At 54.7% G+C, this 26,403-nt stretch carries 21 protein-coding genes and 1 pseudogene; 14 read left to right on the forward strand and 8 right to left on the reverse strand.

Going from position 1 to position 26,403, the window contains the following annotated elements:
* The first annotated feature begins 119 nt into the window (after nt 1–119).
* The 3 genes and pseudogenes from FG94_RS24010 to FG94_RS24020 all read left to right on the forward strand — a co-directional run bounded on the left by FG94_RS24010 (nt 120) and on the right by FG94_RS24020 (nt 6,932).
* Nucleotides 120–3,056: a glycosyl hydrolase 115 family protein gene (locus tag FG94_RS24010; protein WP_229446051.1), complete on the forward strand. Its 2,937-nt coding sequence runs from the start codon at nt 120–122 to the stop codon at nt 3,054–3,056.
* Nucleotides 3,057–3,149: 93 nt separating this feature from the next.
* Nucleotides 3,150–4,382 (forward strand): annotated as a pseudogene (locus tag FG94_RS24015) (DEAD/DEAH box helicase); the annotation flags it as partial.
* Between the two features lie 597 nt (nt 4,383–4,979).
* Entirely contained in the window at nt 4,980–6,932 is a 1,953-nt protein-coding gene (locus FG94_RS24020) for a helicase-related protein (protein WP_036216919.1), read from the forward strand.
* A 180-nt stretch (nt 6,933–7,112) separates the two neighbouring features.
* Here the strand turns inward: FG94_RS24020 and FG94_RS24025 are convergent, their stop codons facing one another.
* Nucleotides 7,113–8,201 carry a YsnF/AvaK domain-containing protein gene (locus FG94_RS24025; RefSeq protein WP_229446052.1) on the reverse strand — a complete coding sequence of 363 codons (1,089 nt, stop codon included), beginning with the start codon at nt 8,199–8,201 and terminating at the stop codon, nt 7,113–7,115.
* A 605-nt stretch (nt 8,202–8,806) separates the two neighbouring features.
* On the opposite strand from FG94_RS24025, the gene FG94_RS24030 reads away from it, so the two are divergent.
* From FG94_RS24030 to FG94_RS26875, 3 genes are all read left to right on the forward strand, one after another.
* Nucleotides 8,807–9,460 carry an OmpA family protein gene (locus tag FG94_RS24030; RefSeq protein WP_036216921.1) on the forward strand — a complete coding sequence of 218 codons (654 nt, stop codon included), beginning with the start codon at nt 8,807–8,809 and terminating at the stop codon, nt 9,458–9,460.
* A 33-nt stretch (nt 9,461–9,493) separates the two neighbouring features.
* Nucleotides 9,494–9,946 carry a hypothetical protein gene (locus FG94_RS24035; RefSeq protein ID WP_051997056.1) on the forward strand — a complete coding sequence of 151 codons (453 nt, stop codon included), beginning with the start codon at nt 9,494–9,496 and terminating at the stop codon, nt 9,944–9,946.
* A 596-nt stretch (nt 9,947–10,542) separates the two neighbouring features.
* Nucleotides 10,543–10,980, forward strand: a complete 438-nt coding sequence (locus FG94_RS26875; RefSeq protein WP_081926165.1) for a PAS domain-containing protein — start codon at nt 10,543–10,545, stop codon at nt 10,978–10,980.
* A 184-nt stretch (nt 10,981–11,164) separates the two neighbouring features.
* Here the strand turns inward: FG94_RS26875 and FG94_RS27485 are convergent, their stop codons facing one another.
* Nucleotides 11,165–11,545 (reverse strand): hypothetical protein, encoded by a 381-nt coding sequence (locus tag FG94_RS27485; protein WP_152571096.1) that lies wholly within the window; start codon nt 11,543–11,545, stop codon nt 11,165–11,167.
* A gap of 209 nt (nt 11,546–11,754) precedes the next feature.
* Between FG94_RS27485 and FG94_RS27490 the strand changes: the two genes are divergently transcribed.
* Complete coding sequence (locus FG94_RS27490; protein ID WP_152571097.1) at nt 11,755–12,708, forward strand: hypothetical protein; 954 nt, start codon at nt 11,755–11,757, stop codon at nt 12,706–12,708.
* Nucleotides 12,709–13,729: 1,021 nt separating this feature from the next.
* Here the strand turns inward: FG94_RS27490 and FG94_RS24055 are convergent.
* Nucleotides 13,730–14,185 carry a hypothetical protein gene (locus tag FG94_RS24055; RefSeq protein ID WP_152571098.1) on the reverse strand — a complete coding sequence of 152 codons (456 nt, stop codon included), beginning with the start codon at nt 14,183–14,185 and terminating at the stop codon, nt 13,730–13,732.
* A gap of 663 nt (nt 14,186–14,848) precedes the next feature.
* On the opposite strand from FG94_RS24055, the gene rhuM reads away from it, so the two are divergent.
* Nucleotides 14,849–15,232, forward strand: coding sequence for a RhuM family protein (gene rhuM, locus FG94_RS27995; protein ID WP_229446053.1), 384 nt, complete (start codon nt 14,849–14,851; stop codon nt 15,230–15,232).
* Nucleotides 15,233–15,271: 39 nt separating this feature from the next.
* Nucleotides 15,272–15,610: a Fic family protein gene (locus FG94_RS28000; protein ID WP_200880026.1), complete on the forward strand. Its 339-nt coding sequence runs from the start codon at nt 15,272–15,274 to the stop codon at nt 15,608–15,610.
* 152 nt (nt 15,611–15,762) lie between these two features.
* On the opposite strand, the gene FG94_RS27495 is transcribed toward FG94_RS28000, so the two are convergent.
* The 4 genes from FG94_RS27495 to FG94_RS24080 all read right to left on the reverse strand — a co-directional run bounded on the left by FG94_RS27495 (nt 15,763) and on the right by FG94_RS24080 (nt 18,784).
* A complete protein-coding gene (locus tag FG94_RS27495) occupies nt 15,763–17,142 on the reverse strand; it encodes a helix-turn-helix domain-containing protein (protein ID WP_152571099.1) in 1,380 nt (459 codons plus the stop codon).
* 314 nt (nt 17,143–17,456) lie between these two features.
* Nucleotides 17,457–17,867 carry an HAD domain-containing protein gene (locus FG94_RS24075; RefSeq protein ID WP_036216930.1) on the reverse strand — a complete coding sequence of 137 codons (411 nt, stop codon included), beginning with the start codon at nt 17,865–17,867 and terminating at the stop codon, nt 17,457–17,459.
* A 29-nt stretch (nt 17,868–17,896) separates the two neighbouring features.
* On the reverse strand, nt 17,897–18,298 hold the full coding sequence (locus tag FG94_RS27500) for a hypothetical protein (RefSeq protein WP_152571100.1): 402 nt from the start codon (nt 18,296–18,298) through the stop codon (nt 17,897–17,899).
* 72 nt (nt 18,299–18,370) lie between these two features.
* Complete coding sequence (locus FG94_RS24080; protein ID WP_152571101.1) at nt 18,371–18,784, reverse strand: hypothetical protein; 414 nt, start codon at nt 18,782–18,784, stop codon at nt 18,371–18,373.
* A gap of 176 nt (nt 18,785–18,960) precedes the next feature.
* On the opposite strand from FG94_RS24080, the gene FG94_RS26880 reads away from it, so the two are divergent.
* The gene (locus FG94_RS26880; RefSeq protein WP_081926166.1) at nt 18,961–19,263 is read left to right on the forward strand and encodes a helix-turn-helix domain-containing protein; all 303 of its coding nucleotides are present in this window, start codon (nt 18,961–18,963) and stop codon (nt 19,261–19,263) included.
* A 613-nt stretch (nt 19,264–19,876) separates the two neighbouring features.
* On the opposite strand, the gene FG94_RS24085 is transcribed toward FG94_RS26880, so the two are convergent.
* A complete protein-coding gene (locus tag FG94_RS24085; protein ID WP_081926167.1) occupies nt 19,877–21,040 on the reverse strand; it encodes a GGDEF domain-containing protein in 1,164 nt (387 codons plus the stop codon).
* 1,263 nt (nt 21,041–22,303) lie between these two features.
* Here FG94_RS24085 and FG94_RS24095 point away from each other — a divergent pair.
* From FG94_RS24095 to FG94_RS26895, 4 genes are all read left to right on the forward strand, one after another.
* The gene (locus FG94_RS24095) at nt 22,304–22,483 is read left to right on the forward strand and encodes a hypothetical protein (RefSeq protein ID WP_036216938.1); all 180 of its coding nucleotides are present in this window, start codon (nt 22,304–22,306) and stop codon (nt 22,481–22,483) included.
* Nucleotides 22,484–22,773: 290 nt separating this feature from the next.
* Nucleotides 22,774–24,657: an ATP-binding protein gene (locus tag FG94_RS26885; RefSeq protein ID WP_161783993.1), complete on the forward strand. Its 1,884-nt coding sequence runs from the start codon at nt 22,774–22,776 to the stop codon at nt 24,655–24,657.
* 70 nt (nt 24,658–24,727) lie between these two features.
* Entirely contained in the window at nt 24,728–25,867 is a 1,140-nt protein-coding gene (locus FG94_RS26890; protein ID WP_229446054.1) for a sensor histidine kinase KdpD, read from the forward strand.
* A 3-nt stretch (nt 25,868–25,870) separates the two neighbouring features.
* On the forward strand, nt 25,871–26,278 hold the full coding sequence (locus FG94_RS26895) for a two-component system response regulator (RefSeq protein WP_081926170.1): 408 nt from the start codon (nt 25,871–25,873) through the stop codon (nt 26,276–26,278).
* Nucleotides 26,279–26,403 lie beyond the last annotated feature (125 nt).

Here is a 26,403-nt window from a genome sequence, read left to right on the forward strand (position 1 = left end):
AAAGATTAGCTGTACAGCTAATCTTTCCTCATCGTCTAACGTTGACTCCTTGCCCGGACAATAATAGACTTTGATGATTGCGCTAACATTTATTGTTGGCTATAACAATCGGAGGAGACATGGCAGCACCAGCGAGGCCCGGCAGCGGGATCGGAACACGCATCATGCAGCGGCTGCTGTGCTGCCTGGCGCTCGGCCTGTGCCTGTCGCTACCGGCCGAGGTGTACGCGCTCGGTACCCCGCGCTTCGTCGACGTGCAGGGCAAGGATGGCGTCCAGCTCGTGAGCAAGGGCCGCGCCGCTCCGATCGTGGTGGGCCAGGACGACTTCCCCGGCGTGCTGCGCGCGGCGCGCGACCTGCAGCGCGACATCCAGCGGGTCTCCGGCAAGATGCCGCAATGGCAGACCAGCGCAGCGGGGAGCGACGTCATCATCGCCGGCACCCTTGGCCGCCACCCCCTCATCGATGAACTGGCCAGGCAGGGTAGGATCGATACGCGCACGCTCGCCGGCCAGTGGGAAGGTTTTCTGATCCAGGCGGTAACGGACCCGCTGCCCGGCGTGAAGCGCGCCCTGGTCATCGCCGGCAGCGACAAGCGCGGCAGCATCTACGGCATCTACACGCTGTCCGAGCAGATCGGCGTCTCGCCCTGGCACTGGTGGGCCGACGTGCCGGTTTCTCGCCATGCCGCGCTGAGCGTCCCGATGAATACGCGCCTGATGGACAAGCCGGTGGTCCAGTACCGCGGCATCTTCCTGAACGACGAAGCGCCGGCGCTCACCAATTGGGCCAAGCAGCGCTTCGGCGGCTACAACCGCAAGTTCTACGAGCAGCTGTTCGAGCTGATGCTGCGCATGCGCGCCAACTACCTGTGGCCCGCCATGTGGGGTTCAGCCTTCTACGACGACGACAAGGGCAATGGCGAGCTGGCCGATATGATGGGCATCGTGATGGGCACCTCGCACCACGAGCCGATGATGCGCGCCCACCAGGAGTGGCTCCGCCACGGCAAGGGCCCGTGGGACTACAGCCGCAACGCCGACAACCTGCGCGCGTTCTGGGCCCAGGGTCTGCGCAACACCCGCGACTACGAGAAGGTGATCACGATGGCGATGCGCGGCGATGGCGACGAGCCGATGTCGGAAAGCGCCAACGTCGCGCTGCTGGAGCGCATCGTGGGCGACCAGCGCGCGCTCATCGGGCAGGAGCTGGGCAAGGATCCGGCCGCGGTGCCGCAGCTGTGGGCGCTCTACAAGGAAGTCCAGGAATACTACGAGAAGGGCATGCGCGTGCCGGACGACATGCTGCTGCTCTGGTGCGACGACAACTGGGGCAACATCCGCCGCTTGCCCACGCTTGACGAACGCAAGCGCAGCGGCGGCGCCGGCGTCTACTACCACTTCGATTACGTAGGCGGCCCGCGTTCTTATAAATGGCTGAACGTGACCCAGATCGCCAAGGTCTGGGAGCAGATGAACCTGGCCAACGAGTACGGTGCGAACCGGCTCTGGATCGTCAACGTGGGCGACCTCAAGCCGATGGAAGTGCCGACCGAGTTCTTCCTTGCCTATGCCTGGAATCCGCAAGCCTGGCCGGCGGAGAAACTGCCGGCCTACCTGGAGGCCTGGGCCGCGCGCGAGTTCGGCGCCCAGCACGCCGGCCGCATCGCCTCGATCGTCGAGCGCTACACCCGCTACAACGCGCGCCGGCGTCCGGAACAGCTGGAACCGACCACCTACAGCTTGAGCGCCTACGACGAAGCCGAGCGGGTGGTGAACGACTACAAGGCCCTGGTCGAAGAAGCCCGCCAGGTCGGCCAGGCCCTGCCGAAGACGATGCAGGACGCGTACTTCCAGCTGGTCGAGTATCCGGTGCGCGCATCCGCCAATGCGCTCGACATGTGGGTGTCAAGCGGCCGGAACGCCCTGTACGCGCGCCAGGGACGCGCCACCACCAACGACATGGCCGCCCGCGTGCAGCGCCTGTTCGATCGCGACGCCGAACTGACCCGCCAGTACCACGGCGCTAACCGTGGCAAGTGGAACCACATGATGTCGCAGAACCGCTTCGGCTACACCAACTGGGCCCAGCCCTATCGCGACGTGATGCCGGCGGTATCGCGGCTGCGCCTGCCGGAACCGAGCGCACCGGGCGGCATCCGCGCGGCCGACCAGATGGGCGTGGTAGTGCAGGGCAGCCAGGCGGTGTGGCCGGCCTACGGGCTGCAGCACATGAGCGTGCCGGCGCTGGACGTGTTCGACAGGCAGCCGCGTTACATTGAACTGTTCAACCGCAGCAGGGAGCCCTTCGACTACGCGCTCAAGGCGAGCCACCCGTGGGTCCGGCTCAGCCATGCGGCAGGGCGGATCGACAAGGAACAGCGCATCCTGGTGGACGTGGACTGGAACGCCGTCCCGGCCGGCAGCATGGAGGCCGAGCTGACGGTGAGCGGGCCGGAAGGAGCAAAGCTCATCGTCAAGGTCCCGGTGCACAAGCCGGAAGGCTTGAGTCCGCAGTCCGCGCAGGGGCACGTGGAGAGCCGCGGCGTGGTCGCCATCGAGGTCGAGCACTTCAGCCGCCAGCATGCGCCGCAAGGGCGCCGGTGGCTCAGGATTCCCGGCTACGGCCATACCCTGTCGGGCATGACCACGATGCCGGCCGCCGCGCCGGCGCTGAGGGTGGAAGACGGCATGCGGCTCGAGTATGACGTGCACCTGTTCCGCGGCGGCGAACTGAAGCTGCATGCGACCCTGGGACCGACGCTCAAGTTCCAGCCTGGGAAAGGATTCCGCTTCGCCGTGTCGATCGACGACGGTCCGCTGCAGGAAGTGAATGTGCACGCCGACGAATCCGAACAGTACTGGAACCAGCTCGTGTCCGATGGCGTGGCGAAGTTCGTCACCACCCACCACGTGGACCGGCCGGGGCGCCACACGGTCAAGTTCTGGGCCCTGGATCCGGGACTGGTGCTGCAGCGCCTGGTGATCGACGCGGGTGGGTTGCAGCCGAGCTATCTCGGCCCGCCGGAAAGTCCCTACTATCCGATCAAGCGCTAGCGGCTGGAGGAGGGGGCTTGCGCAGGGGAACGGAGCCATGCATGTTCGCTCGCTGCGATATAGTGATGGCAACATGACATCACGCAAGCAACCATGAATCAATCCCATCCTCCTCTAGATGACACCGAACACGACGACGCCTTCCTCGAACGCGAGCTCGACTTCGCCGAGCGCGGCATCGAACTGGTCAAGATGGAAGGCCGCGTCTTCCTGCGCTTCTCGGGCGAAGTGCGCTACGAAGGCCTGCGCGTGCCCTACCGCTTGGTGCCTTCGCGCGGCGTGCTGGCCAAGCCGAGCAAGTGGCGCAAGATGGACATGCTGGCGCGCCGCGACCTGCTCGAGGAACGCGCCACCCCCGACGCCATCGAGGAGCTGCAGACCGAAGCCGAGGCCTTCGTGCGCGACATCGCGGAAGAAGCCGACGATTTCGGCTGGGACCCGATGCTGTTCCTGCACGTGCTCGACGAGCTGGAAACCTCGGAGCCGGCCGAATACGTGTTCCAGCGCATCTCGCAGCGCCTCACCCATGCGATCGAGCGCGAGCAGGAAGAGCGCCACGCCGCGCGCACCAAGGAAAGCATCAACCTGGCCGAGTACCCGGAATCCTTCGAGGTGGCAAGCCGCATGCAGCGCAAGTTCATCGCCCTGCTCGGGCCGACCAACTCGGGCAAGACCCACCGCGCGATGGAGGCGCTGGCCAAGGCCGCGAGCGGGGTCTACCTGGCCCCCTTGCGCCTGCTGGCGCTGGAGAACTACGAGCGCCTGCAGAACGCCCGTCCGCACGGCGCGCCCATCAAGGTCAGCCTGATCACCGGCGAAGAGCGCCGCATCGCCGAAGACGCGACCCACGTCGCCAGCACCGTCGAGATGCTGGATACGAAAACGCAGGTCGAAGTGGCGGTGATCGACGAGATCCAGATGCTGGCCGACCGCGACCGCGGCGCTGCCTGGACCGCGGCCGTGTGCGGCGCGCCGGCATCGACCGTGTTCCTGGTCGGTGCCCCGGAAGCGCGCCGCGCGATCGAGGCGCTGGCCGAACGCCTGGAAGTGCCGCTCGAAGTCCACGTGCTGAAGCGCATGGCGCCGCTGGCGATGGAGCCTTCGCCGGTGCGCAAGCTCGGCAACCTGCGGCGCGGCGACGCCGTCATCGCCTTCTCGCGGCGCGACGTCCTGATGTGGCGCGACATGATCACCGAGAAGGGACTGTCGGTCGCTACCGTGTACGGCAACCTGTCGCCCGAAGTGCGGCGCGCCCAGGCCGAGCGCTTCCGCGAAGGACAGGCCGACATCGTGGTCGGCACCGACGCGCTGGCGATGGGCCTGAACCGCCTGCCCCCCAAAAATTCATACTTGGGCGCGAAGCGCCCGGCTTTGCAGGGCAAAGCCTATTTTTTAAAACCATGAATAAGATTCATAGTATTCATACTTTCGTTAAGGAAAAAAGCCCTACGCCACTCTCTACGGGCCGATTTTCCGATTTTGAAGTTATCCACAGCCGCGACCAAAAATCCAGCCGGTCTCGAAAATCCAGGTGTCGACCTCAGCCGCCCGCCATCGCAACAAGTCGCAATTAGGCAAATGCACTCGCGGTGGTACTGCATGTGGATTGCTCTTCAAATTGCCTTTGATGGTCCTTGGGCTCTGGCCCAAGCGCTGTGCTAGCTCATCAACATCAAGATAAGTCGTCAATTTGCTCCCGCAATACAGTGAAGTTTGTCTATGCCGAGTTGGCTTGTATGCGTGTAGCTACTGCTTTTATATCCATCGCACTTTTCAATGCACTAGCTAGACGAGCTCTCCCACAATCTTCATAGCTATACGTTAAGCGGTAGAGCTTCATGGTCGCGCGCACCTTTGGGCTACGGTTTTTTAGCCGGTCCGCGATATAGTTTGATTCACAGACAACTGGATGCCAGGGGCGAAATGAACGATTTAATTCATGATGATGGTGACGACAGCACTTTGCTTCGCGAACTAGGGCTTGACCGGTTTGGCGCTGAGCTAGTGAAGATGGAAGGTCGTGTCTTCGTGCGTTTTTCCGGCGTCGTGGAAGCCGGCGGCTTGCGCGTGCCCTACCATCTGGTGCCGAGCCATGGTGTTCTAGCCAAACCAAGCAAGTGGCGCAAGCTTGACCGCGAGGGTAAAGCGAACCTACTTTCAGAACGCGTTACGCAAGAGTCAGTCGATTCTCTCAACGCAAGCGTGGCAGCGTTCGTTGAAGACATTGTTGAGAGCTGCGAGCACGTCAATCTAGAAGCTGCCATCTTCCTCAACCAGCTAGCCGAGTTGGAGACGTCGGAGCCGGCATCCTATGTGTTCGAGCGCATCGAGCAGCGACTTGACCACGCCATCGAGCGGGACCAAGAGGAGCGAAACGCCGAGCGAACCAAGCAAAGCATCAACCTAGCTGAGTATCCGGAGTCGTTCGAAGTGGCGAGCCGCATGCCTCGTAAGTTCATCGCTCTGCTGGGACCAACCAATTCAGGAAAAACGCACCGTGCGATGGAAGCACTGGCCAAGGCATCCAGCGGAGTCTACTTGGCGCCGCTTCGCCTTCTGGCCTTGGAAAACTATGAGCGCCTGCAAGAGGCGCATCAGCACGGCGAGCCGCTCAAGGTCAGCCTTATTACTGGCGAAGAGCGCCGCGTCGTTGAGGGCGCGACCCATGTGGCTAGCACAGTTGAAATGCTCGACACCCGCACGCGAGTCGAAGTGGCTGTCATTGACGAAATCCAGATGCTAGCTGACCGCGACCGCGGTGCCGCATGGACTGCTGCAGTGTGTGGGGCGCCGGCATCTGTGGTGTACCTGTTGGGCGCACCTGAAGCACGGCGCGCCGTTGAGGCACTCGCTGAACGGCTCGAAGTTCCGCTCGAGGTACATGTGCTTAAGCGAATGGGGCCTTTATCAATGGAGCCTACTGCCGTACGCAAGTTGCGCAACCTGCGTCGTGGTGATGCGGTGATTGCGTTTTCGAGGCGCGATGTGTTGATGTGGCGCGATATGGTCACTGAGATGGGGCTATCGGCGGCCACCATCTACGGCAACTTGGCGCCCGAGGTTAGGCGGGCTCAAGCCGAACGTTTTCGCGATGGCTCAGCCGACGTGGTCATCGCGACTGATGCACTTTCTATGGGCCTAAATATGAGAATCGCCCGAGTTGTGATGACGACGACGGTCAAGTTCAATGGTGTCGAGGAAGAGGAGATATCGGCTTCATTGGCGCGTCAGATTGCTGGGCGGGCAGGGCGCTATGGCGTGCATGAAGAGGGATTGGTGGCCGGCTACGATGATGAGACCCACGAGGTCATGCGAGCGCTGCTTAAGGAGAAGATTGCGCCCCTGAGCGCTACCGGTTTTTCGGTCGCGCCTTCGCTCGAGCAGCTGCACAGGATATCAGCGGTAACTGGTGAGACGTCACTGGCCAAGCTGCTCAAGCGCTTCATGCATAACATTGATGTCCCAGACGGCTTCTTCTTCCCCCGCATTACCGAAGAGCAGGCCGAGCGGGCCGTATGGCTCGATACGCTTCCATTGTCGGTAGCCGAGAAGTTCATGATGTCGCTGGTGCCGGTGTCAACGAAAGTTCCGTCACTACAGCAGGCATGGGAACAGTGGGCATATGCGCTGTCGAAAAAGCGGGTTACCAAGCTTCACGAAGAGCATGATGACCTGTACGGCCGCAATCTGCAGGAAGTGGAGGATAGCTGTCGCTTGTACTCGGCTTACGCCTGGCTTTCGTACCGAGCGCCGGAGTACTTCCCAAGTATTAGTCAGGCCCAGTCGCTAGCCCGGGCGGCGTCAGAGAAAGTGGATTCGATTCTGCAGGCTCAGAACGCTGCAGCACGTAAGAAGCAAAACAAGAAATTTCGTTAGTCGATAAGAAGTTATTTGCTGCCAACAAAAAAGGCCGCTGACCACAGCCAGCGGCTAATGTTGATAGACGTTGTGCTACAAATAGACAAAAAAGGGCCGAGAAAAATCTCGGCCATTTGAGCTCGCAAACTAATTTCTACGTAACTCACAAGACACAACTTCGCGTGTTACACAAACCTGTCAGTACGAGCGACCGGTACTGTTGTCGTCAGTCATACGGTCCCAACCATGACGCACTGCGGCTTTCATTTTTTCCCATGTCGAGCCAGTAGCGCTGCCGTGGCGAGTTTCCCAATCGGTGCGCAGATTGGTCTCGACGTCGTCCCACTGGCGGCCACTGTATTGGCTGCGCATCTGCGAGCCGTAGGTATAGGCTGGCGCGTAGTCGTCGTACGAACCTCCCGCGGTACTGTAGTTGCTCTGAAAGTGAGTACGATAGTAGGTGTCGTCTTGGGTGCTGGCAGTACCGGTCGCGCCCAGGTGCTCCACTTCCACTTCGGTATGGCGCACGGTGTCGGTGATATTTTCCTGACGCTGGTTGACCTGCTTGCCGATAGTGACTTCCTCAACGACCCTGGCTGACTTCTCAACCACGGCTTCTTCGGCGGACTCGCGCATCTCGATAGTCTGCTCCTTGAACGCAGCGGCGTCTGTTGGGCTGATTGGCTGGTTAACTGCGCGACGCTGCACTTCAACGTGCTCTTCGCGCAGGGCGATTGTCTCGTTGACCGGGGTCTCAACCACGCGCGAGAAAATGCGCACGCCGCCGCGTTGCACTTCGCGCTTGCCGACCTTCAGCTGTTCTTCGACCACCGGAATCGACTGGGTTGCGGTGTCGCGCTGCATTGAGCTGCCGGTAAGCGCGCTCTGCTGCTGGGTCGTGGCTGACTGTGCCGACATCGAGGACAAGGACATGCCACTTTGGCTTCCTGCCAGCATGGCGCCGCTAGCATCCATACCGGATGAATGCTCGTCAATATCTATCGGGCCGAAGCCTTCAACGATATCGGCGGCACGCTCGACTTCCTCGAGCGAATCGGCGGTGACCGTAATCACGTTCTTGCCGCCCGAGACAGCGCCCTGGTAGCGGGTGGAATGCTCGTTGTCGTCGCTGCCGAATAGGTCACCGAAGAAGTTCTTGATGCCGCTGCCAATGCCAGTATCGGACCCAGTGGTCGTGGTCATGGGCGTGGCAGTGGCGGAGGTGGTATCAGAGCTTGAAAGACGAACGTCTTGGGTTGAGAAACCCGAGGACAGCAGTTCGTTCATAGCGTTTTGTGCGTCGGTACGGTCATCGAAAACTGCTACAAGAGTATGTTGCATGGTCATTCCTCCTTAATGGTTTTCCGTGGGGTCAGCGCCTGGTCAACCCTGTCAAACTGCCGTGCTCCCGCGTTTTGCTTTCGCAAAGGTCGTAGGCGCCTCTTTGACAATCGAGATTCGATTAGCCAAGTCCGAGCGTATTACTGACATTAATTGGGTGCAGTTAGAGCTGAGGAGATTACCGGATGAGGCGCAAAGTGCTCGCACCTTTGACATAACGAAAGTTGCTTTACCAGGATTGCCAGAGCTTTTAGTTGCAAATACACAGTAGAAATTAGTGCAAAAAGTGCAAATAGGCATACTTCCTTCGCTAAGTACATTGGCTTAATCAGTCCACTCCGACAAAAACTTTGGCGTGTTGCACTAACAGTCTATGGCGCAACTAAATTGTTCCAATGAACGGAACGGCAGCCTTTTCTTAGGTTTGATAAAAAGAGCCCATAGAACTTGACAGCTCAACCATTGGGTTCTTTGACAATGACGTATCTACGCGCTTTGTGCGCGACAGTTGCATGCAAACTTCCATCGAGAATTGAAAGGAGAACAACAACATGGCAAATTCGGACCACAATAGCGGCGCACCACGGAATGTGCATGTTGGCCCCGAGAAGAAAGCTAAGTGGCTACCTTGGCTGCTCTTGGCACTAGGGCTGCTTGCCGTCCTGTTCGGGCTTAGAAGCTGTAAGAAGGAAGAGCCGGTTCTAACGGCGCCCGTAGCAGCTGTACCGCCCGTCGACACGGCCCCGGTCGCACCAGCACCGGTCACGCCGACGCCAGTTACTGCTGCTGCCGCCGGGACCGAGGTGGTCCTGCCTGGGCTGTCGACCGTCGGCACTTATCTAGGCAGTACCGGAGCCGTGCCGCGCACTTTCGTGTTTGAAAAGCTGAACTTTGATACTGCTAAGAGCGACATTCGCGAGCAAGACCGTGAAGAGCTCAATGCGCTTGCAGCGGCGCTGAAGCAGTACCCGAATTCGCGCATGCGGATTGTTGGCTACGCCGACGCACGTGGCAGTGCCCCCGCCAATGCCACGCTTGGTAAGGACCGTGCTGAGAGTGTGAAAGCAGCGCTTGTCGCACAAGGTGTTGCCGCCGAACGTCTCGAGACCGCTTCCGGTGGTGAGACAGACCCAGTTGACACCAATGCAACCGCAACTGGACAGGCAGAGAACCGCCGGGCCGAGCTAATCGTCCTCCAGCGATGATTTGCAGACTATCCAACGTAGAAAGGTAAGCTTATGTCACGCACTCTCACTGCCCTGTTCGATACGCGTGCCGATGCCGAAGCCGGACGCCAACGACTTCTAGACGCCCGCGTCGATGCGGACAATATCAAGATTCATGACAAATCTTCGGTCGGCGAGGCCGGGTACTCTTCACGCGAAGAACCCGGCCTGTGGGCGTCAATCAAGAATGCCTTCTTGCCTGACGAAGACCGCCATGTCTACGAGGAAGGCATGCGTCGCGGTGGCTTCTTGCTCACTGCCGACATAGATAGCGACGACGCCGGCGAGGCGATTCGGGCCCTTGAGGACGTCAATGGCATCGATATCAACGAGCGCGCCTCTCAATGGAAATCGGACGGCTGGAATCCGCCGACGTCCAGTACTGCAACCACCGGTGCCTCAACTCGTTCCTCTAGCGAGGGTGGCACGCGCGTGTACTCTCGTGATGCCGACAAAACGGTATAGACGCCGTGATGAAGCAACAATGGGTCTGAAGTCGTAAAAATTTAGCTCTTGTTCTACTCCCGCGCACTCACCCAGTGTTGCGGGAGCCTTCACTTTCCCTACATGGTTTGATTACCCAGCCAATAGCTAGCGCAGCAATACGACTGGCAGGATGCCGTTATGCTTGACCTGCACTCTACTGCGACTCGATGGGTGAGCTATCAACTATTCAACGTAGCGAGAAGGCTCGAATCGTAACGCCTTTCGTTGAGGCCACTCTCGCTCGAGCTTCGCCCTCCTGCGATGGCGGAGCATCGTGTCATACGCGCGTCGCTCTAGTTCTTTTACATCCGGAATAGACGGCCACTGAGAACCCCGGAGGCGGGGCAGGAAGAGAATAACGGGAACGCTTCCGCTAAAAATCGGAGGCGGGCGGCTACCTCAAACGCTAGACACACTCCCTTCCAAAAGTAGATGCAGGCTGTACATACGGCTAAGCAAGGCTAGTGTCAAGAAGAAGAGTTCATCGTGTTGGCACTTAGCTTCAGGTGTGAAGTACAACTTTAAATCATCTATAATCTCTAGCTTTGTAACTAGCTAGCACTACTAGCCTTCTCATGAGCCACGAACTTCCAAGCTGGGTCACGTACGAGCAAACGGGTGCGCCGAGTGGGCTCCCAGGCGAAATTTCCCTTTTTCGCGCTATCACCCAGAACATACCTGGTGCCGCCGTATTCGTAGTCGACCAAGATTTCCGCTACCTGCTTGCCGGAGGTGATGGTTTGAAGGATGCAGGAATGACTCCGGCGGACTTCGAAGGAAGGTTTCTTGCGAACGTCATACCACCTGAGCAGTTGAACCAGGCCTTGGCAGACTACACTGCGATTCTCGCAGGGGAAACGTTCATTCGTGAACATCCTGTTGGCAACCGTTTCTATAGGACCAGAGGCAGGTTAATCAAAGGAACAAATAGCACGCGCGACGTAGCGTTAGCCGTCTCGTACGATATTTCCGACGAGCGCAAGGTAGCGGAATCCGGACACTTTGACCAATAACTCACTTCGCGGATGTCGTGACAACGTGGTACGCGTTTATTAAACCGCCCTAGTGGCGGTTTTTCTTTGTCTGAATCGCGCAGCCTAAAGCTAAGCCTACCAGCTACAGAGAATTCACTCACCCCTAGTAGTCAGCTCCCTGGCTCAGCCAGGGAGCTCACTTGCGTAGTTGCTAACTACGCTGTTATCGCTTTTTAGGTCCTACAGTCAGCGACGAGCGCTGAGCTCGTGGCGCCGTAAAGAGGAATGCCCTGTCCCCATTTACGTTCCAGACGGTCTCCTTCAGGCCCCAATACACGTTGTGCTGCACTTGGTTGGTTGTTGTTGCTCCTGCAGAATATCTGCCACTTTGGGTCCACAGCACGACGTACTGCCCTTGCTTTACCTCCAGCTTAGGAAAAAAGAAGACGTGACGGAGCTTGTTAGAGGGTTCGTCGTCAGAGCCATACGTGCTGTCGGTAAGAAGATAGTCCCCGAGGTTGCAGTTAGCCTGAACTGCAAGAAAAACGTGCTCGCTCTGCAGCACACCAGTGTTATTAACGTTAACAATTTTCAGCATTGCCATCCCTATTTTGTTGTCGCGGACACATCGTCCGGTCACGCAGATGGGCGCCGTGTAGAAAATTGCAAGAGTGCTGGAGGGCTATCGTTGCAGGATTAATGTCGAGTCGATGGGTTACGTGTTCTTCACTAAACCATAGTAGAGACGGCAAATAGTTGCATTAGAGAATCACCTCATGTCAGAATACTCACAGCTAATTTTTTGAGATTCGTATGCCGTTCATTGCTTTAAACAGTGACAATGAAGAGGTCACTGCTTCACACTGTCGAGACGAGTTCTTGCGCACGCGCGTTATTCGTTCAGACTTCAAGTGTGCGTTCTGTTTCTGTCCCTACTTCGCCCGCTATATCTATGTTGATGGGAAGATTGGACGAGCGCCGCACTTCGTCATCAAAGGAGAAGGTCATCGGGGCAATTGTGATGGTACGCCCCTCGATGTAGCTCCCGAGGTTCTAAGCAAACTGCAAGGCAAGCGCATTCGTGAGAACGAGTTTCGCTTTCCAGAGAAGCTAGTGGCTAGACAACGGCCGCGAGTCACCGCCATTCCGCCTACGGAGAGCATGGATACTCCAAGCAATGAAGACATTGCTAAGCGTCGGCGGCGCGCCGGCAAAGAGTATGGCGCGTCTACTTTCACCTCTAGCCTACTTCAGGTAATCGTTGAGTCTAAAACCAAGATTAACCGCTGGTGCTATAGCGAAATCGCGAAGAAGAAGCTTGGTGCAAAGGAAGGTGCGGAGCTGTTCAGGGAAACTGCTGGAAGCTATCCACTGCAGCTCTTCGAACAGAAAGACCTGAACTACGACAATGCTTTCTGGAGTGGGAACTTTGAAAGGTTGGGTCCTGGCGAGCGTATCTTCCACGCAAAGCATGGCGTTGCAATAGTGAGTCAGTCTGGCTTCATTGTTCGTTCAGAACCTCTTCCGGCGTCTCCTTCTTTACCGAAGAAGGACAAGCAGCCGCTGCCTGTTGAAGTTCGCTATGACGGAGAATCGTACGACGATGGGCAGGCGCCGCGGTCTCACATCCAGCTAATGCAGGAGCTTGGGGGACTGACGCCGAGCCAAGCTATCCAATGGTTCGCTTACGGTCAGATGACCCGAGAAAAAGACCTGCTCGTCGTTCATCTCAAGACTCTTGACCACTTCCACTACAAGGAAGAGTGAGACGTCAACTTTGCTAGCGCTTGACGCACCAATGTAATGTCAGTGATGAAAGCATTGCCCCACGAAGGCTGGAGCCCATCACCTGCTCGCGGTAGCCGGTAGTGGCTCTCGGTAGAGTCGGGACAATTCCAGGTGATTGATGCTAGCAGCTGGGTGCCGTCCAGGAACTGCAGGACATGGAAGTCGTCGACCTTTTCCAGAATGCTTCGAACGTCTTGAGCCTTGGCCATTAGCTTGGCTGTAACTTCCTGAAGATAGTAAAGCACGTCCGTTGACGTTGGACGCAGGTCCGCCGGCAGAGTCATATTTCCTATGCTGGACACTTCTGCCAGACCCCAGTGCCCGCTTTCGTATCGACGCATCGTAAGTGTGAACGCTTCGATGTCGTACGATTCCTCAGCGGACACGTCAAAGCTATCCATGCTACGGAACTGGAATGTACCCGCAGCAGGGTCGCCAGGACTTAGTCTACGAATTAACTCAATAGCTTCGGCGCGGGACCGCGGAGGCGTCGGAAGTTCAAAAGACTTGCCATCGTAGGATGTGAAGTAGTGTCGCATGAGTGAGTCGTCGGGGCCATTCGTGGTCAAGTTTAGCGACCTCATTTATGCGCTGAATCATGCAGCCTCCCTGTACTACAGCTGCTATCGTAAGCTGCAACAGCTCCCGACTAAAGTGCAGTCCAACGACTCGGGTCATACCCATATTGGTTCGAAGTGAGGCAGCTGCGGGTGGTGCCTGGGCCGAAGGGTCCGAGGTATGTGATGCGCCGACTGCTGCGCACGCTACGGGAGCGCGGTGACACTTGGGAGCATCCTGTTCGAAGCCGAGAAGCTCCGTCATGACAAGAAGCTGCAGCTGTACAAGCGGATACGCCGGCACCACTCAGATAAAGACGAGGCTTGGTGGTGGGATACGCTGTACATCAACTTGAAGGATTCTATAGGCGGAAAAAAAGGGCCCGCAGGCCCCTTTTGAGTTTAGCTCGTGCCTATGTGTAACCAGGCCTCTGAAGGCGTGCTTAACGAGGCAAGGTGTCGTATTCGGCTTTAGGGTCAAACGACATTGGCGTTGCCTCATTGATTCGCGAGTCGAGGTCGTCGATGACGGTTTCCAGTTCTTGCAGGTCTTCGTTAGTTACCACGTCTTTGCCAAGAATCTGCTCTGCTCGCGTTTTCTGCTCGTACGCCAAGTCGACATGGACCGAGTGCTCCGCAGCATCCGACGTCTCCGGGGCATCGGTATCGTCGTCAGAGTCGTCGACAACCTTGTTGTAGTTGCCTGATACATGTGCGTCTACCCGGACCAGCAGGCTCCCAAGTTCTTCAAGTCGCTCTTTCTGTTCGTTGACGTCATCCTGGTCAGCCGGCGCCTTTGGGTCAGGGGCCAGAGGAGTCGCCAGGCTTACCTGGGAATTCAAATTTTCCGGGCCGCCAGTGTTGGCGTCGGCATTGTCGTTGTTCAGGGGATTTTCCATCTGCAAGGCTCCTTCAAAGCAATGACCTCAAGCGCGAGCTCGATGCTCGACTTTGGTTTGTCATTGTGCCATTACTTGAATGAGGAGATGCTCCGCACACGACCAAAAGCAAAGGCGCCGTTGAGGCGCCTTTCTACCGTTCAGTCAGTTCTGACTTGAACTACTACAAGAATGTGGCAGAAAGTAGCAGGACCGTCACGGCCGCGCTGCCCACCAGGGCAAGTGCCTGTAGCTTACGGATAACCTTGTTGCGTCCAAGCGGAGTTGACACATACTCAATGATTTTATCCATGGCAGCCTCCTTATTTCGTAATTTAGCACATTAACTTGCCCACCGATGCGTAGCGCCAGACCTCAACCTGGTCCAGTATATTCGTCGCCATCGAGCCAGTGTAAGCCTCTGCCAGGCCCTGTATATGCGCCACCACCTGAGCTGGTCTACATGCCATCACCAGGTCCTGTATATGCCGCCACCCGGCCCCGTGTACATGTAATGAACCCGGTGTTTTGCTGTCATGGAAGTTCTCTTGCTAGATAGCCAACTAAACTTTGCTCGCTTACGACAATTCTTCGTTCAAAGTTAGCCCCGGACCAGCCTGCAAACTGGATGAAAAGGCAACTATCCGGAATTTCCGGATAGTTCGCCAAGAAGGTGCAAGACAAGTGACTCGAGACGTCGAGCACTACAATCTCGACGTCATTATTTCTGTCGGCTATCGCGTCAAATCGCAGCAAGGCACCAGATTTCGCATCTGGGCAACGACGACGCTTCGAGACCATCTCGTCAAGGGATACACAGTCAACCAGCGCCGGCTGACAGACAATCGTGCCGAGCTGGAAGCGGCCTTGGAACTGGCGCGCAAGGCTGCGAGCAGTCAAGAGTTGACGACCAGCCAAGGTAAGGGGCTGGTGGATGTCATTACCCGATACCCTCGAACGTACTTGCTCTTGCAGCAATACGACGAAGGTTCGCTCGTCGAGCCTTCTGGCACCGAGCCGGGTTCCTGCTTACATATGAAACTGCAAAGCGGGAAATTGAGCGGTTGAGGCAGGACCTAGCCACGCGAAATGAGGCCACCACCCTGTTTGGGCGAGAGCCGGGAAGACGCACTTGCGGCACTCCTGGGAAATCTGGAGCAATGGGTATTCGGGGCTCCCGCCTATCCAACGGTGGAGTCCAAGGCAGCGCATCTGCTGTATTTCGTCATTAAGGACCATCCGCTGTCAGATGGAAATAAGCGAGCGGGCTCCTGCCTTTTCCTTTATTTTCTGGAACAGAACCGCGCGCTCACGCGTATGGATGGAACACCTAAGCTGAACGACGTCGGGATGGCGGCGCTTGCCCTGCTAGTAGCGGAGTCCGCCCCAAATGCAAAAGAGACGGTAATTCGACTCATTATGAATATGCTCTCCGAACCTGCCTGAATTCGGCTTAACCATTTGATTTTTAATGGATTGGGCCAACTGCGTATTAACGCCCCCGCGGAAGCAATAACCCGCTGAGTGGAGCGGAAGCGGTGCTCAGTATTCCTGAGCACTGAGTGCTCTACGAATGGAAGCTCCGCGCTACCGCTATCTCAGGTGTACTCGCGCCCGAGCATGTGACGCAGCTCCTCGTCAACGAGCTTAGTTGGCGGCTCGAAGAACGAGAACTTCCGTAGTAGTGGTGTGACTATCTTCGCGACGATTGAGCCTAGGGCAGCATCAACTTCAGCTGGTGCCACCTCCACCTCTGTTCGGTATGTGTCATCGTGCGCCGTCGACTCCCCAAACATGATTCGGCGACTGTTATGGCTAAACAGTGTGCGGCCAGTCAACCCTTCCCATTCCATCAGAAACTGGAGGCGATAGTCTCCTACTGCCATTCTTCCACCAAATTCCTTCACTCGAAGGATGAACTCGGCGACCCTCCAGACTGGTAGGGTAAGCTCGAACAACGTTCCTGGGAGTTTGCCAGCCTCTTCGTTAACGAAGTCAGAACCATCTTCCTGATGGCCTCTGATAAGCACAATTTCACCGCTAGGCGAGACCCGCCAAAAGTCAGCATGGCCTGGGTCACGTTGCTCCGAACGGCCTAGCCAGCATTCGACAATATCGTTTTCTGCCGGATAGGGCTCAAGCTCCTTACGGTTGAAGATGTACATCGGCGACCAGCCGCTGTAACGCTTCAAGCCCCGTAGTAGGTCTACTATTTCGTGCGGATTAAGCTGCTTCAACTCTCCGAGGATGCGGGCGGAAAAGATGTACCGGCCGTGCGCAAGGCGCGCCCCCGCATCCTCCGGTAATTTTTCCTCTTGCATCTTCTCTAGTTTTTTGACCGCCGCGTCGCGGAAAGCCGTCAGTTCGGCGAACGGATGAACAGGCTTCGCCAGGCTCTGTATACCGAGAAGGCCGGCAGTTGGCCCTGTGCCGAGTATGGCTGCTAGTGAGCTAAGAAGTTCTTCTTTGCGCGCCAAGAGACATCGCTGAAGCAATCCATCCCAATCTGTCCCAGTCTGAGGTGGGCTGCTTTCTGGGCCTGGTCTGCGAATGTAGTACGAGTCTAGCTTGGCACTCTTACCCCCATCAGGTGAGTCGCTCTTACAACGTACTGGAACCTTAGCGCCCCCTGGCACAACAATCACCGGGTAGAGCTCACCTGTGACGGGATGAGCGACAAGATGCACCATGCAATGAAACGTCGGTTCAGCATATCGCTTGATTATGGTGTTAAACAAATCAGTGCTGAAATTTTCGAGGCTTGCAGGACGGTTTGGGTCTGGCACTGGTGGGTTGCCGTCTATGAATCCAATGACGAGGTATCCCCCTCCGTGATTCCGAAGAGCCAGAAGTTCCTTCGCAAACTTGGCTTGCACATTCTTGTCTTGAATGTCCATCCATTGCTTGAGCTCGATATCAAGGTCTTCTCTAGGAAATCGCAAAAGCTCCTGCAGCTCTTCGTTCATGTGTTCAAACATTTTTTGTTGAGACGAACAATCTTACCAGTCCAGACACATCTGAAAAAGGAAGTCGCACCTTCTCAACAGACATCAAGTTTGTCGTCGCAATTTACCCATGTCCACAAAACCGCTAAGCGGGCCAGCATCGGCGAGCGGTAGGCGGCATCGCACATACTTCAGCGCCGTAGGCGAGAGCCACACGACTACTAGGCTCATTGACATTGGCCGTGCAGTATCTCGCGAGCTGCGCTTAGCTTCGTGGCACTAAAGCCAACCGATGCGTCGCAGAGCACTGTCCTATCTTCTAGCCAGGACCCAGACAACGCTGCTCCCTACGCGTGGTCGTCAATGATGACGTAGGCATGGTCTTCCTCCCACGCTTCGAGTTCGAGCCAAGCTTCAATTTCGCTCAACCTGCTTGAGGTCTCATTACGGGGAGTGCACCACTGCTTGCGAAGGTTGAGCGCCACAAACTTCAGGCCACAACGCTTCAGCATTCTTTCCATCTCTTCTAGGTTTAGATGAGATGTCCAAGATGAGCTAATCACATAGCGCGGCTGAAATTCCTTGTGCAACGTCTGTAAATTTCGCCGTGCTGCACTGTCGAGTACGTCAAGCCAGAGGTCGGGGAATGCATCGACAATTGCCATGGCATTGACGTCTAACACTCGGGCGTTGTCACTGAACTTGTGAATGGCCAGCGCGTCGTCGAAGTTCAAGAATATGACGGGTTCAAGGTTCATCTATTTTTAGCTCGGTCGCAAGTGGCTCTCTAGTCAGTGCTCTGGCCAACCATCAGCCGGCAAGCCTCTGGAAGCGGCCAGGCTAAATCTCTCGCTACCTGCGTGAACGCCCACTTGAGCTGCTCCTCGGTGCCATATCGACCGTTCGCTTTGACCGCCCGTTGGTAGTACTGCAAGATGATTTCTGCTTCGCTCATGTGTGCCCGTTTTCCGGCTTTCGATTCGAGACACTTTTGCGTCATTGCAGAGGCAAGGGCAGTGCTGTAATTCCAGTCGTGCCAGCGTTCGTGCGGCGCGTTGCCTGGGCTGTAGAACTTGCCGTTCGCAGAAGTAGTCAAGAGCAGCTTCGGCTGATACCCGGAGACCGCCCCATGCATCGGATGGTATGGATAGTCAGCAGGTACTTCGGCGTAGTCAGGTGTATCAGACATGCTTAGCCCAGCGGCATACACAGCAAACACCCGATTGCCTGGTACCGGTCGACCATGACACTTCTACAATGTTCATACGACGTGCTCGACTTCGGCAAACGCATCCTCGAAGAGGACGCTGATATGCGCATGGGTAAGCGGGTAGCCGATTTGTCGTGTCAAGAGTGCCTGCCGAATCCAGTGCTCTAGTTCGTCAGTAAGCGCTGGAAGCAAAACCTTCCAATGCTTCTGAAAAGTACGAAAGCGTGCCAGGCCTTGCGCGATAAGCAAGCGCTCAATCCAACGGTACATCAGTTCCCGTACCCCTTTCATTTCACCGTCGTAGAGCGCATTACCCTTATACATCGCTAACACTCGCGCGAGAAAAATCAAAGTGTCAACGGGTAGCCGATGAGGAAGCAACTCGCCGTTATCGAGCCTTTGGATGTAGCGCATCCAGTGTTGCGTTGTAGCTAAAGTTTCCGATGCAGAGTTTTGCAGTGGCATGATGGATACGGTTGCTATACAAATTACATCTAAAAATGGAGAAGCCGTGGCGATAAACCGACCTACATACGCACCTAATACGTCACGTAAACAGTGTAATACTAAACAGTGGAATTGCAAAGAGTGTCACGTCCTGCGTTGTAGACGTATGTCTTACAGTAATGGATGCTAAGACGATGTCAAAAACGAATAGCACACTGTCTCTACGCACCCGATTCGCCAGAAATCTTCGCGCTTGTCGAGTCAGCCAGAACCTATCGCAAGAGCAGTTGGCGACCCTTGCCGGCTTCAGTAGGACATTCGTTAGTGACGTTGAAAGAGAGATTAGAAATTGCACTATAGACAACATTGAGCGTTTGGCTAAGGCGCTAAAAATAGATGTTTCGACACTATTCATACCTGTGGCTGCGGAAGATGAGGTACCTGGAGTGCTGCCAAAGGGACCGCGGAGCAGAAGGATAAAGACTTCGTCAGAATGACGGGGGCATCTAGGACTGACCATTGATGGCCTGCGTCGAACACGTTAGAGTTGGCAACTAGGCTGGACCAAGTCCGGTATGTGCTTCGGGGATGCGCTTTAAGTATCGTACGCAGGCCTTGCATAGCATATCCAACCACGCTCCTCCCGAACCAGGGCGCTACACAATGCACAGGCACTGCATGCATTCATGCTTGAGCGGCGCTGTTCTCTATACCTCACAGAGGTTAGAGATTTCTCAGCAGGAGGGTGCAATGCAGCCATGGAGGTATTGTTCGGCGATTCTAAGCGCGGACTTTCAGCATTTGAGTGTCTGAAGCCTTTCCACGTTGTATTGTGTTTGCACCTGTAACGCTCGCTGCTATAGTTCCAACGTGTCGTGCCGCACTGTGGTTGGCCCGCTTGACATCCTCGGCACTTGAACCCGGCGTCCTTCCGGGTTTTTTTTGCTTAAAGCACCCAACTAACCCCCCATAGCGGCGTTGCATGGTCTTGCCATAGAAGCGTACTGTCTGCGACGATACAGCTTGTCCTGGGGGCTTTGTTAGATGCCCTAAGTTGCCGCAGGCTCCGGCTAACAACATGAGCGTGAGCAGCGTTGTCGTCTTTCCAGCTTAAGGTTGGCAGGGCTGATGCCGGTCCAGTTGGTAGGATAAGCCTCGATTTGCTCTGCAGCCTTCACCGGAGGTTGGTGGAAGGAGACTCGATTCAACCAACTCACCAATTTTGGAGAACGCATGATTCGTCGAGGTGACGTACTGGTTCTTTCCAAGTGACTTTGCCCTGTACATCAGCTGGTCCGCTGCTTTGAACGCGAATCGCGAAGTTGTCCCGATTCCCGCCTCCAAGTAGTAGACGCCAATGCTTGCGCCGAGCGGACTATTGAAGAGCTTACCAATTTCTGCGGTTCGCGCCAGGAAGCGTTCTAGTGCAGCCTCGAGTTCATTACGGCTTTGCATAGAGTTAGCGATGACAGCGAACTCATCGCCGCCAAATCGTGCAGTTGTGCCGTACTCACTCAGTTCGAAGCTCAGCCAGTACGCAACATGCTTCAGTACTAGGTCGCCCCCGTCGTGCCCCTGGACATCGTTAATCTGCTTAAATCCGTCCAAGTCGAGAAGGATAACGGCACTGTCGCGTTTTGCGGTAACGGCGCCATTGCATGCTTCGTCTATAAGCTCATCAAAGCTAATCCGATTTCTTAGCCCTGTCAGTGAGTCAGTGCGCATCTTCAATGCGAGCGCATCAGTCAAACGGAAGACGTAGAAGGGCAGGAAGACGACGGCAATTATCAGCCCCACCCGAACAGTCGGATACTGAGCCCAGTAGGGCGAGTACAGCAACGCTGCGCATGTGAGCGTCGAGCCAACCAGCTTGGCGAATACAGCATGCGTCCTCTCATAGCGTAGGCCGGCTCCGAACGTCTGCATCAAGGGCATGAATATGAACGGTGCTGCAATTTCACCTGTGAGATAGAGTAGGGCCGCGAAGTGCACGTGGTCGAGGAACGTCGAACCCATCTGGCGTGAATTTGCATGACCAAACTTCAGGACAACAAAGCACCAGGCGAGAAGGGCGTACAAGAATTGGCAAGTCGTAAGTAGCCAAGCTGCAGCCCACTCAGGAGTACCATGAGATTGGCCACTTAACAGCAGGTAGATTGCGAAGGCTGGACTCCAGCACAGGCGAGCGGTAGCCTGGCCAAGCTCGGTAGCAAGGCCAGGTATCACAAAGAAGGGTGCGGGCTTTAGGTTGCGCAGGGTTGCTAACTTATGCATATTTCAGTCGAATCTCCTTTGCTATTGTCGCATGGCACTCTTCAGTTATGTATTGCAACCTACTTTTGTCCCGCTAATCATGATGGCAGTCAACTGCAGCGCCCTCCATTCAAGTTGTTAGCCATTTGAAAGCCCCTTGAGTCTTCGCTCAAGGGGCAAATTATGTCTATTGCTTAACTAAGGGTGCAGCGAGGTACTGAATTGTTTCTCTAGCTTTGCTCTTCGTCGGTGCCGTAGCATCGTCTCGTACTCGCGCCGGTCAAGCTCTCTCTTGTCTGGATATTTGGGATGTTTGTCTGTACGAGCGTATACACCATTACAGATGCCGAACGCGATGATTGATGCGGTTGGCGAGCAGATGAGGATGATGAGGCCAGTTTTGATAAGGAGGTCTTCCATGTCGGTCTTCGTTGTTGTCCTGACACGTATAGCCACATGCATAAAGCTTGATGAAGCAAGCAGAACGAGACCTTAATTTGCTGTCCTTCGGCAGCGAAGTTGGGGAAATGTAGTGTCCTAGCGACTTAAGGGCCTTAGCTTGCCTTCCATACCATCGCGTGGCACAAGCGTATTGCTCTCGCAACAACAAGTCTCTAACGTTAGGACTTGTTCGTTACAACTGCTATACTGTTCGGTTCTTCGGGATAGACAGAGGCGTTACCTTGATTTCGGCAAGGCGTAGGAAGTTACTGGACTCTCACAGTAGGGCGTATGTTGTAGGAAACGGACGCCGGACCGGTTTCGAGTACTTGGTCGGATACTGTCTGCGCTCAGGCAAAGTGTTGGGCCGGCATACTAGCAATCATCCGAACAAGGTTGCTATCCCTACAAACATGGTCACTAAGCTCAAGGACAAACGCAGTAGAGGTGTGATTCATCACAACCATCCTGGCGGCTCTAGTCTATCCTCTGGAGACCTTCGTAACCTGGCGAACCTGCCTAGGACTATGTTCAAGTACGCCCATGGTCACGCGGGAGAGTGGTATCGTGCGGAGACGCTACGTAAGCGCGACTTTGCGGACCTCTTAGAGGCTGGCTACAAGACGTTTGCAAAGGTACGAGTGGAGCCGGGGATGATGAGGCGCATCCCTAACGAGTTTGTCAACCATATCTTGAACTTAGGGTATGATAGGGCTAAGCTCATTCGCTACACGTATGAACTGAGCAGAGAGCAGAAGTTACGGTATAATCTTCTTCCTCTTGCAGACATTGAAGTACTCATCAACGCCGTTGTGATTGGCGTAGCTCAGAAAGGAGCTTGATATGATTTTTCTTGAAAGCCCAATCTTGGGTGAACCGAAAGAAGTTTGGACCGATTGGCTTGCGGAACTGCGCACGATGGACCAACGTGACGAGTCGGTGAAGTACGCTATTCGTAACGCTGAAATCAGCATTCAGGCTATGGAAGAAGCCGAAGCTCAGTATGAAGCTTGTGCTGCTTAACTAGTCTGCTACCTAACGAAAGCCGAGCTGTCTAGCTCGGCTTTTTTGTTTCTTCCGCTCATGCAGATTTCACAAACGAAGGTTAGATGTATGCATGTTGCCATATATTATCTTTGGTCCAATTCTAGTACTCCTAAGGTAGTAACAGCATGAGTCCACCTCTCATCCCAGCTCACACATTCTTGGTCAATGGCGGGGAAGTAGGGGCTCTGATGCGAGGTCATGACTGGTCGAGCTCGCCACTTGGCTCGCCTGATACGTGGCCTCAGTCATTGCGAGCTATTGTCAGCATGATGCTGAACTCGAAATTTCCCATGTTCGTTGCATGGGGAGATGAGCTAGGTTTTCTGTACAACGATGCCTATGCAGAAATCCTCGGTGCTAAGCATCCGAAGGGTCTGGGGTGTCGTTTCGTAGACGTTTGGCCCGAAATCTGGACTGACATTCTGCCTATCATTGAGCAAGCTCTGCAAGGACATGCGGTCTACTATGAGAACCTTCCTTTCACCATGAACCGTAACGGACATGATGAGGAGGCGTGCTTTACCTTCTCATACTCTCCCGTACGTGATGAGAATGGTCTCGTAGGTGGTATGTTCTGCGCATGCCAGGAGACAACCGAGCAAGTTTTGGCTGAGAGGCATCGTGCAGCAGAGCTTACGCGCTTGCAGCACTTGTTCCAGCAGGCGCCAGGCATCATTGCTGTCCTTCGAGGCGAGAATCATATTTTCGATATCGCTAACGACGCCTACACGCAACTTGTCGGCCGGCGAGACATTCTTGGCAAACCCATACGTGAAGCGCTGCCTGAATTGGATGGCCAAGGCTTCTTCGAGCTGCTTGACAAGGTGTATGCCACAGGTCAGCCGTATTTCGGCAATGAAGTGTCGGTGCTTCTGCAGCGGCAGGCCGACAGTGGCCTTGAAGAGCGTTTCGTGAATTTCATCTACCAGCCGACGTTTGACTACCGAGGAAATGTCACCGGTATCTTTGTCGAAGGAAGTGACGTTACCCAAACAGTTAAAGTACACCGAGCGTTACAGAAGAGCGAGAGCGAGTTGCGTGCGGCCAGTCGGCGCAAGGACGAGTTCCTTGCAATGCTGGCACACGAATTGCGGAATCCACTTGCTCCAATCGCTACCGCGGCTTCATTGCTCAAAATTAGCTCTTCCAATGAAGCGCTTGTACGAAAGAGTAGCGACGTCATCACGCGACAAGTTGAGCACATGACTGAACTTGTCGACGACTTGCTTGACGTTTCGCGTGTGACTCGAGGACTTGTGACGCTGCAAGAAGAGCTGCTGAGCGTGTGCACCTTACTCGAGGGTGCTATAGAGCAGGTTCGTCCACTAATCGAAACTAAACGGCAAAACTTAGTTGTGCAACTTCCAGAGGTACATCTACTAGTAAAGGGGGACCGAACTCGTATGATTCAGGTCTTCTCGAACATCCTCAACAACGCCGCGAAATACACGCCAGAACATGGGCATATTCAAGTTAGTGTTGTTGCTGACGATGCACATGTCGAGGTAATTGTGCAAGATAATGGAACAGGCATAGCGCCAACTCTGCTACCCTACATTTTCAACTTGTTTACCCAAGCGGAGAGGTCCCCAGACCGTGCTCAGGGCGGCCTCGGGCTAGGACTTTCTCTTGTAAAAAGCTTACTTGAACTGCAGGGCGGGAAAGTCTCAGCCGATAGTGAAGGGATAGGCAAGGGAAGCCGATTTACCGTCAAGCTGCCGCGAGTAATATCTTCCGAATTATCATCAACTTGTATTATTTCAGACCGCTTGCCTCTGTTCTCTGTGGGGACGAAGGTTCTATTGGTTGAAGACAACAAAGACGCTGCAGAGACATTGCAGCTGTTGCTAGAGGCGACAGGTCATGAAGTGGTTATTGCTCACAGTGGGCAGGACGCCTTAAAACTGGCGCGCGACACGTCGCCGGCTGTTTTGTTCCTAGATATTGGTCTGCCAGGCATGGACGGCTATGAGTTAGCCGCTAAGTTGCGCGCTTTTCCAGAAACGGCTTCTTCTATTTTCGTTGCACTAACTGGTTATGGTCAAGCAGAAGATAGACTGCGTGCTAATAAAGCTGGATTTGACCACTTCTTGGTCAAACCTGTAATGCTAGCCGACGTCCTAGCAGTGTTCGCAAAATCGAAACATTAACGTTGTATTGTATTTCGGACGGTATCGAGCGCTTGGCTTAATCAGCTTCTGCGAATCGATAGATTTCTTTATGGCATTCTCAACAGACCCACAGCTTGGCAACGACGGCTTGTCTACAGTATCTCGAAAAATGCTCGAACTTCGAGAAACGGTTTTTGAAGAGTGGGAAGCTCGCGTTCGGGCTGAGCTGGATAAAGCAAGACCTCTGCCGCATCCAATTCTTATAGACACGTTGCCAGCGTTTTATGACAACATTGCGCAATCGTTGACGCCTGGCTATCCACGCATGATTGCTACAGAAGGTACCGATATAGCATCGCAGCATGGTGGAGAGCGTGCGCGTCTAACTGAATATGCTCATGAAAATCTAATAGATGAGTACCAGTTGCTGCGATGGGTGATATTTGACGTTTTATATCGTAAAGGCGTACAGCTCAGTCCCTCAGATGTTCTAACTATTAATTCATCGCTCGACATAGCAATTAAGGAAGCAGTAGGTGGATTCGCTGTGGTCGACAGAGCTTTACGCGAACGTTTTGCAGCAGCGCTGACCCATGACTTAAGGGGACCATTAGGCACGACATCTTCAGCACTCGAGCTCATATTGTCAGTCGAAGATTTTGCTAAAGCACGGGTATTTGCGGTTAAAGCGCTTGAAAATGTGCATCGAATGAGTGGAATGATTGATGAGTTGCTGCACACAATGGCATTCCACTCAGGTGAGAAAATATCGCTCCGTCTCTTGAGTTTTGATATTCGAAAGCTTATAAAAGAAGTTCAAGTTGAGCTAGCATTTCGAGATGAGCGTATTGTGCTTGTTGATGGCGCTCCGATTGTTGGGTGGTGGGATTGGAGCGTGATGAAGCGAGCATTGGAGAATATTTTAAGCAATGCGATTAAATATGGAAAGAAGCCGTCTCCCATTACTGTAAATGCAGTTGAAACCCATGGAAGGCTGGTATTGTCTGTCCATAATGAAGGAGCACCAATTCCGTCTGAGGAACAGGAAAACATTTTTCAAATGTTTCGTAGAGTAAAAAGTCAGCAGATTATACAACAGCAGGGATGGGGCATCGGTTTGCCGTATGTTCGTGCAGCAGCAGAAAGCCACGCTGGTAGCATTGTCTTGGATAGTACTATTGAACGAGGCACGACTTTTTCGATAGATATTCCTGTAGACTGCCGACCATTTTGCGAATCTAAAGGTTGAGCAATGGAAAATTTTTCGGGTACACGCATCTTGCTTGTCGAGCGAGACAATGATGTTCGTAACCTTTTCGAAATATTTTTGTTTGGGCAGGGCTATTCCGTTTGTACGGCAAAAGAGCCTAGCGAGGCATTTAGTATTATCAAACTAACGCCTCCGAATGTCGTATTTAGCTCCTTGGTTTTTCACGAGATGGATGGTTTTAAATTCTGCCAAAAACTAAGATTGATGCCTGAAATGAAATCTACATTAATTGTGGCACTTACGGGTTACTCTGAAACTAATGTGGAGCAAAAGGCTATCGATTCTGGTTTCGATAAATTTTTTTTGAAACCAATAAGTGTCCATGATATGGTTGAAGTAATAGAGCAGCATCGAAGCGGCCAGGCTTCTCACCGATTAATGCGAGCCTGAATGTCATGATTGGTTGTCTGACGTTAGTTAGCAGGCTTAGCTCAATATTTAGTCGAAACTGATAGGGCCGGCTGTGCATTAATTGCCTCTCAGACGGACCCAAGCTACCTTTGCTACAACAGATA

The sequence above is a fragment of the Massilia sp. LC238 genome (assembly GCF_000735635.1).
GTDB classification, from domain to species: domain Bacteria; phylum Pseudomonadota; class Gammaproteobacteria; order Burkholderiales; family Burkholderiaceae_D; genus Telluria; species Telluria varians.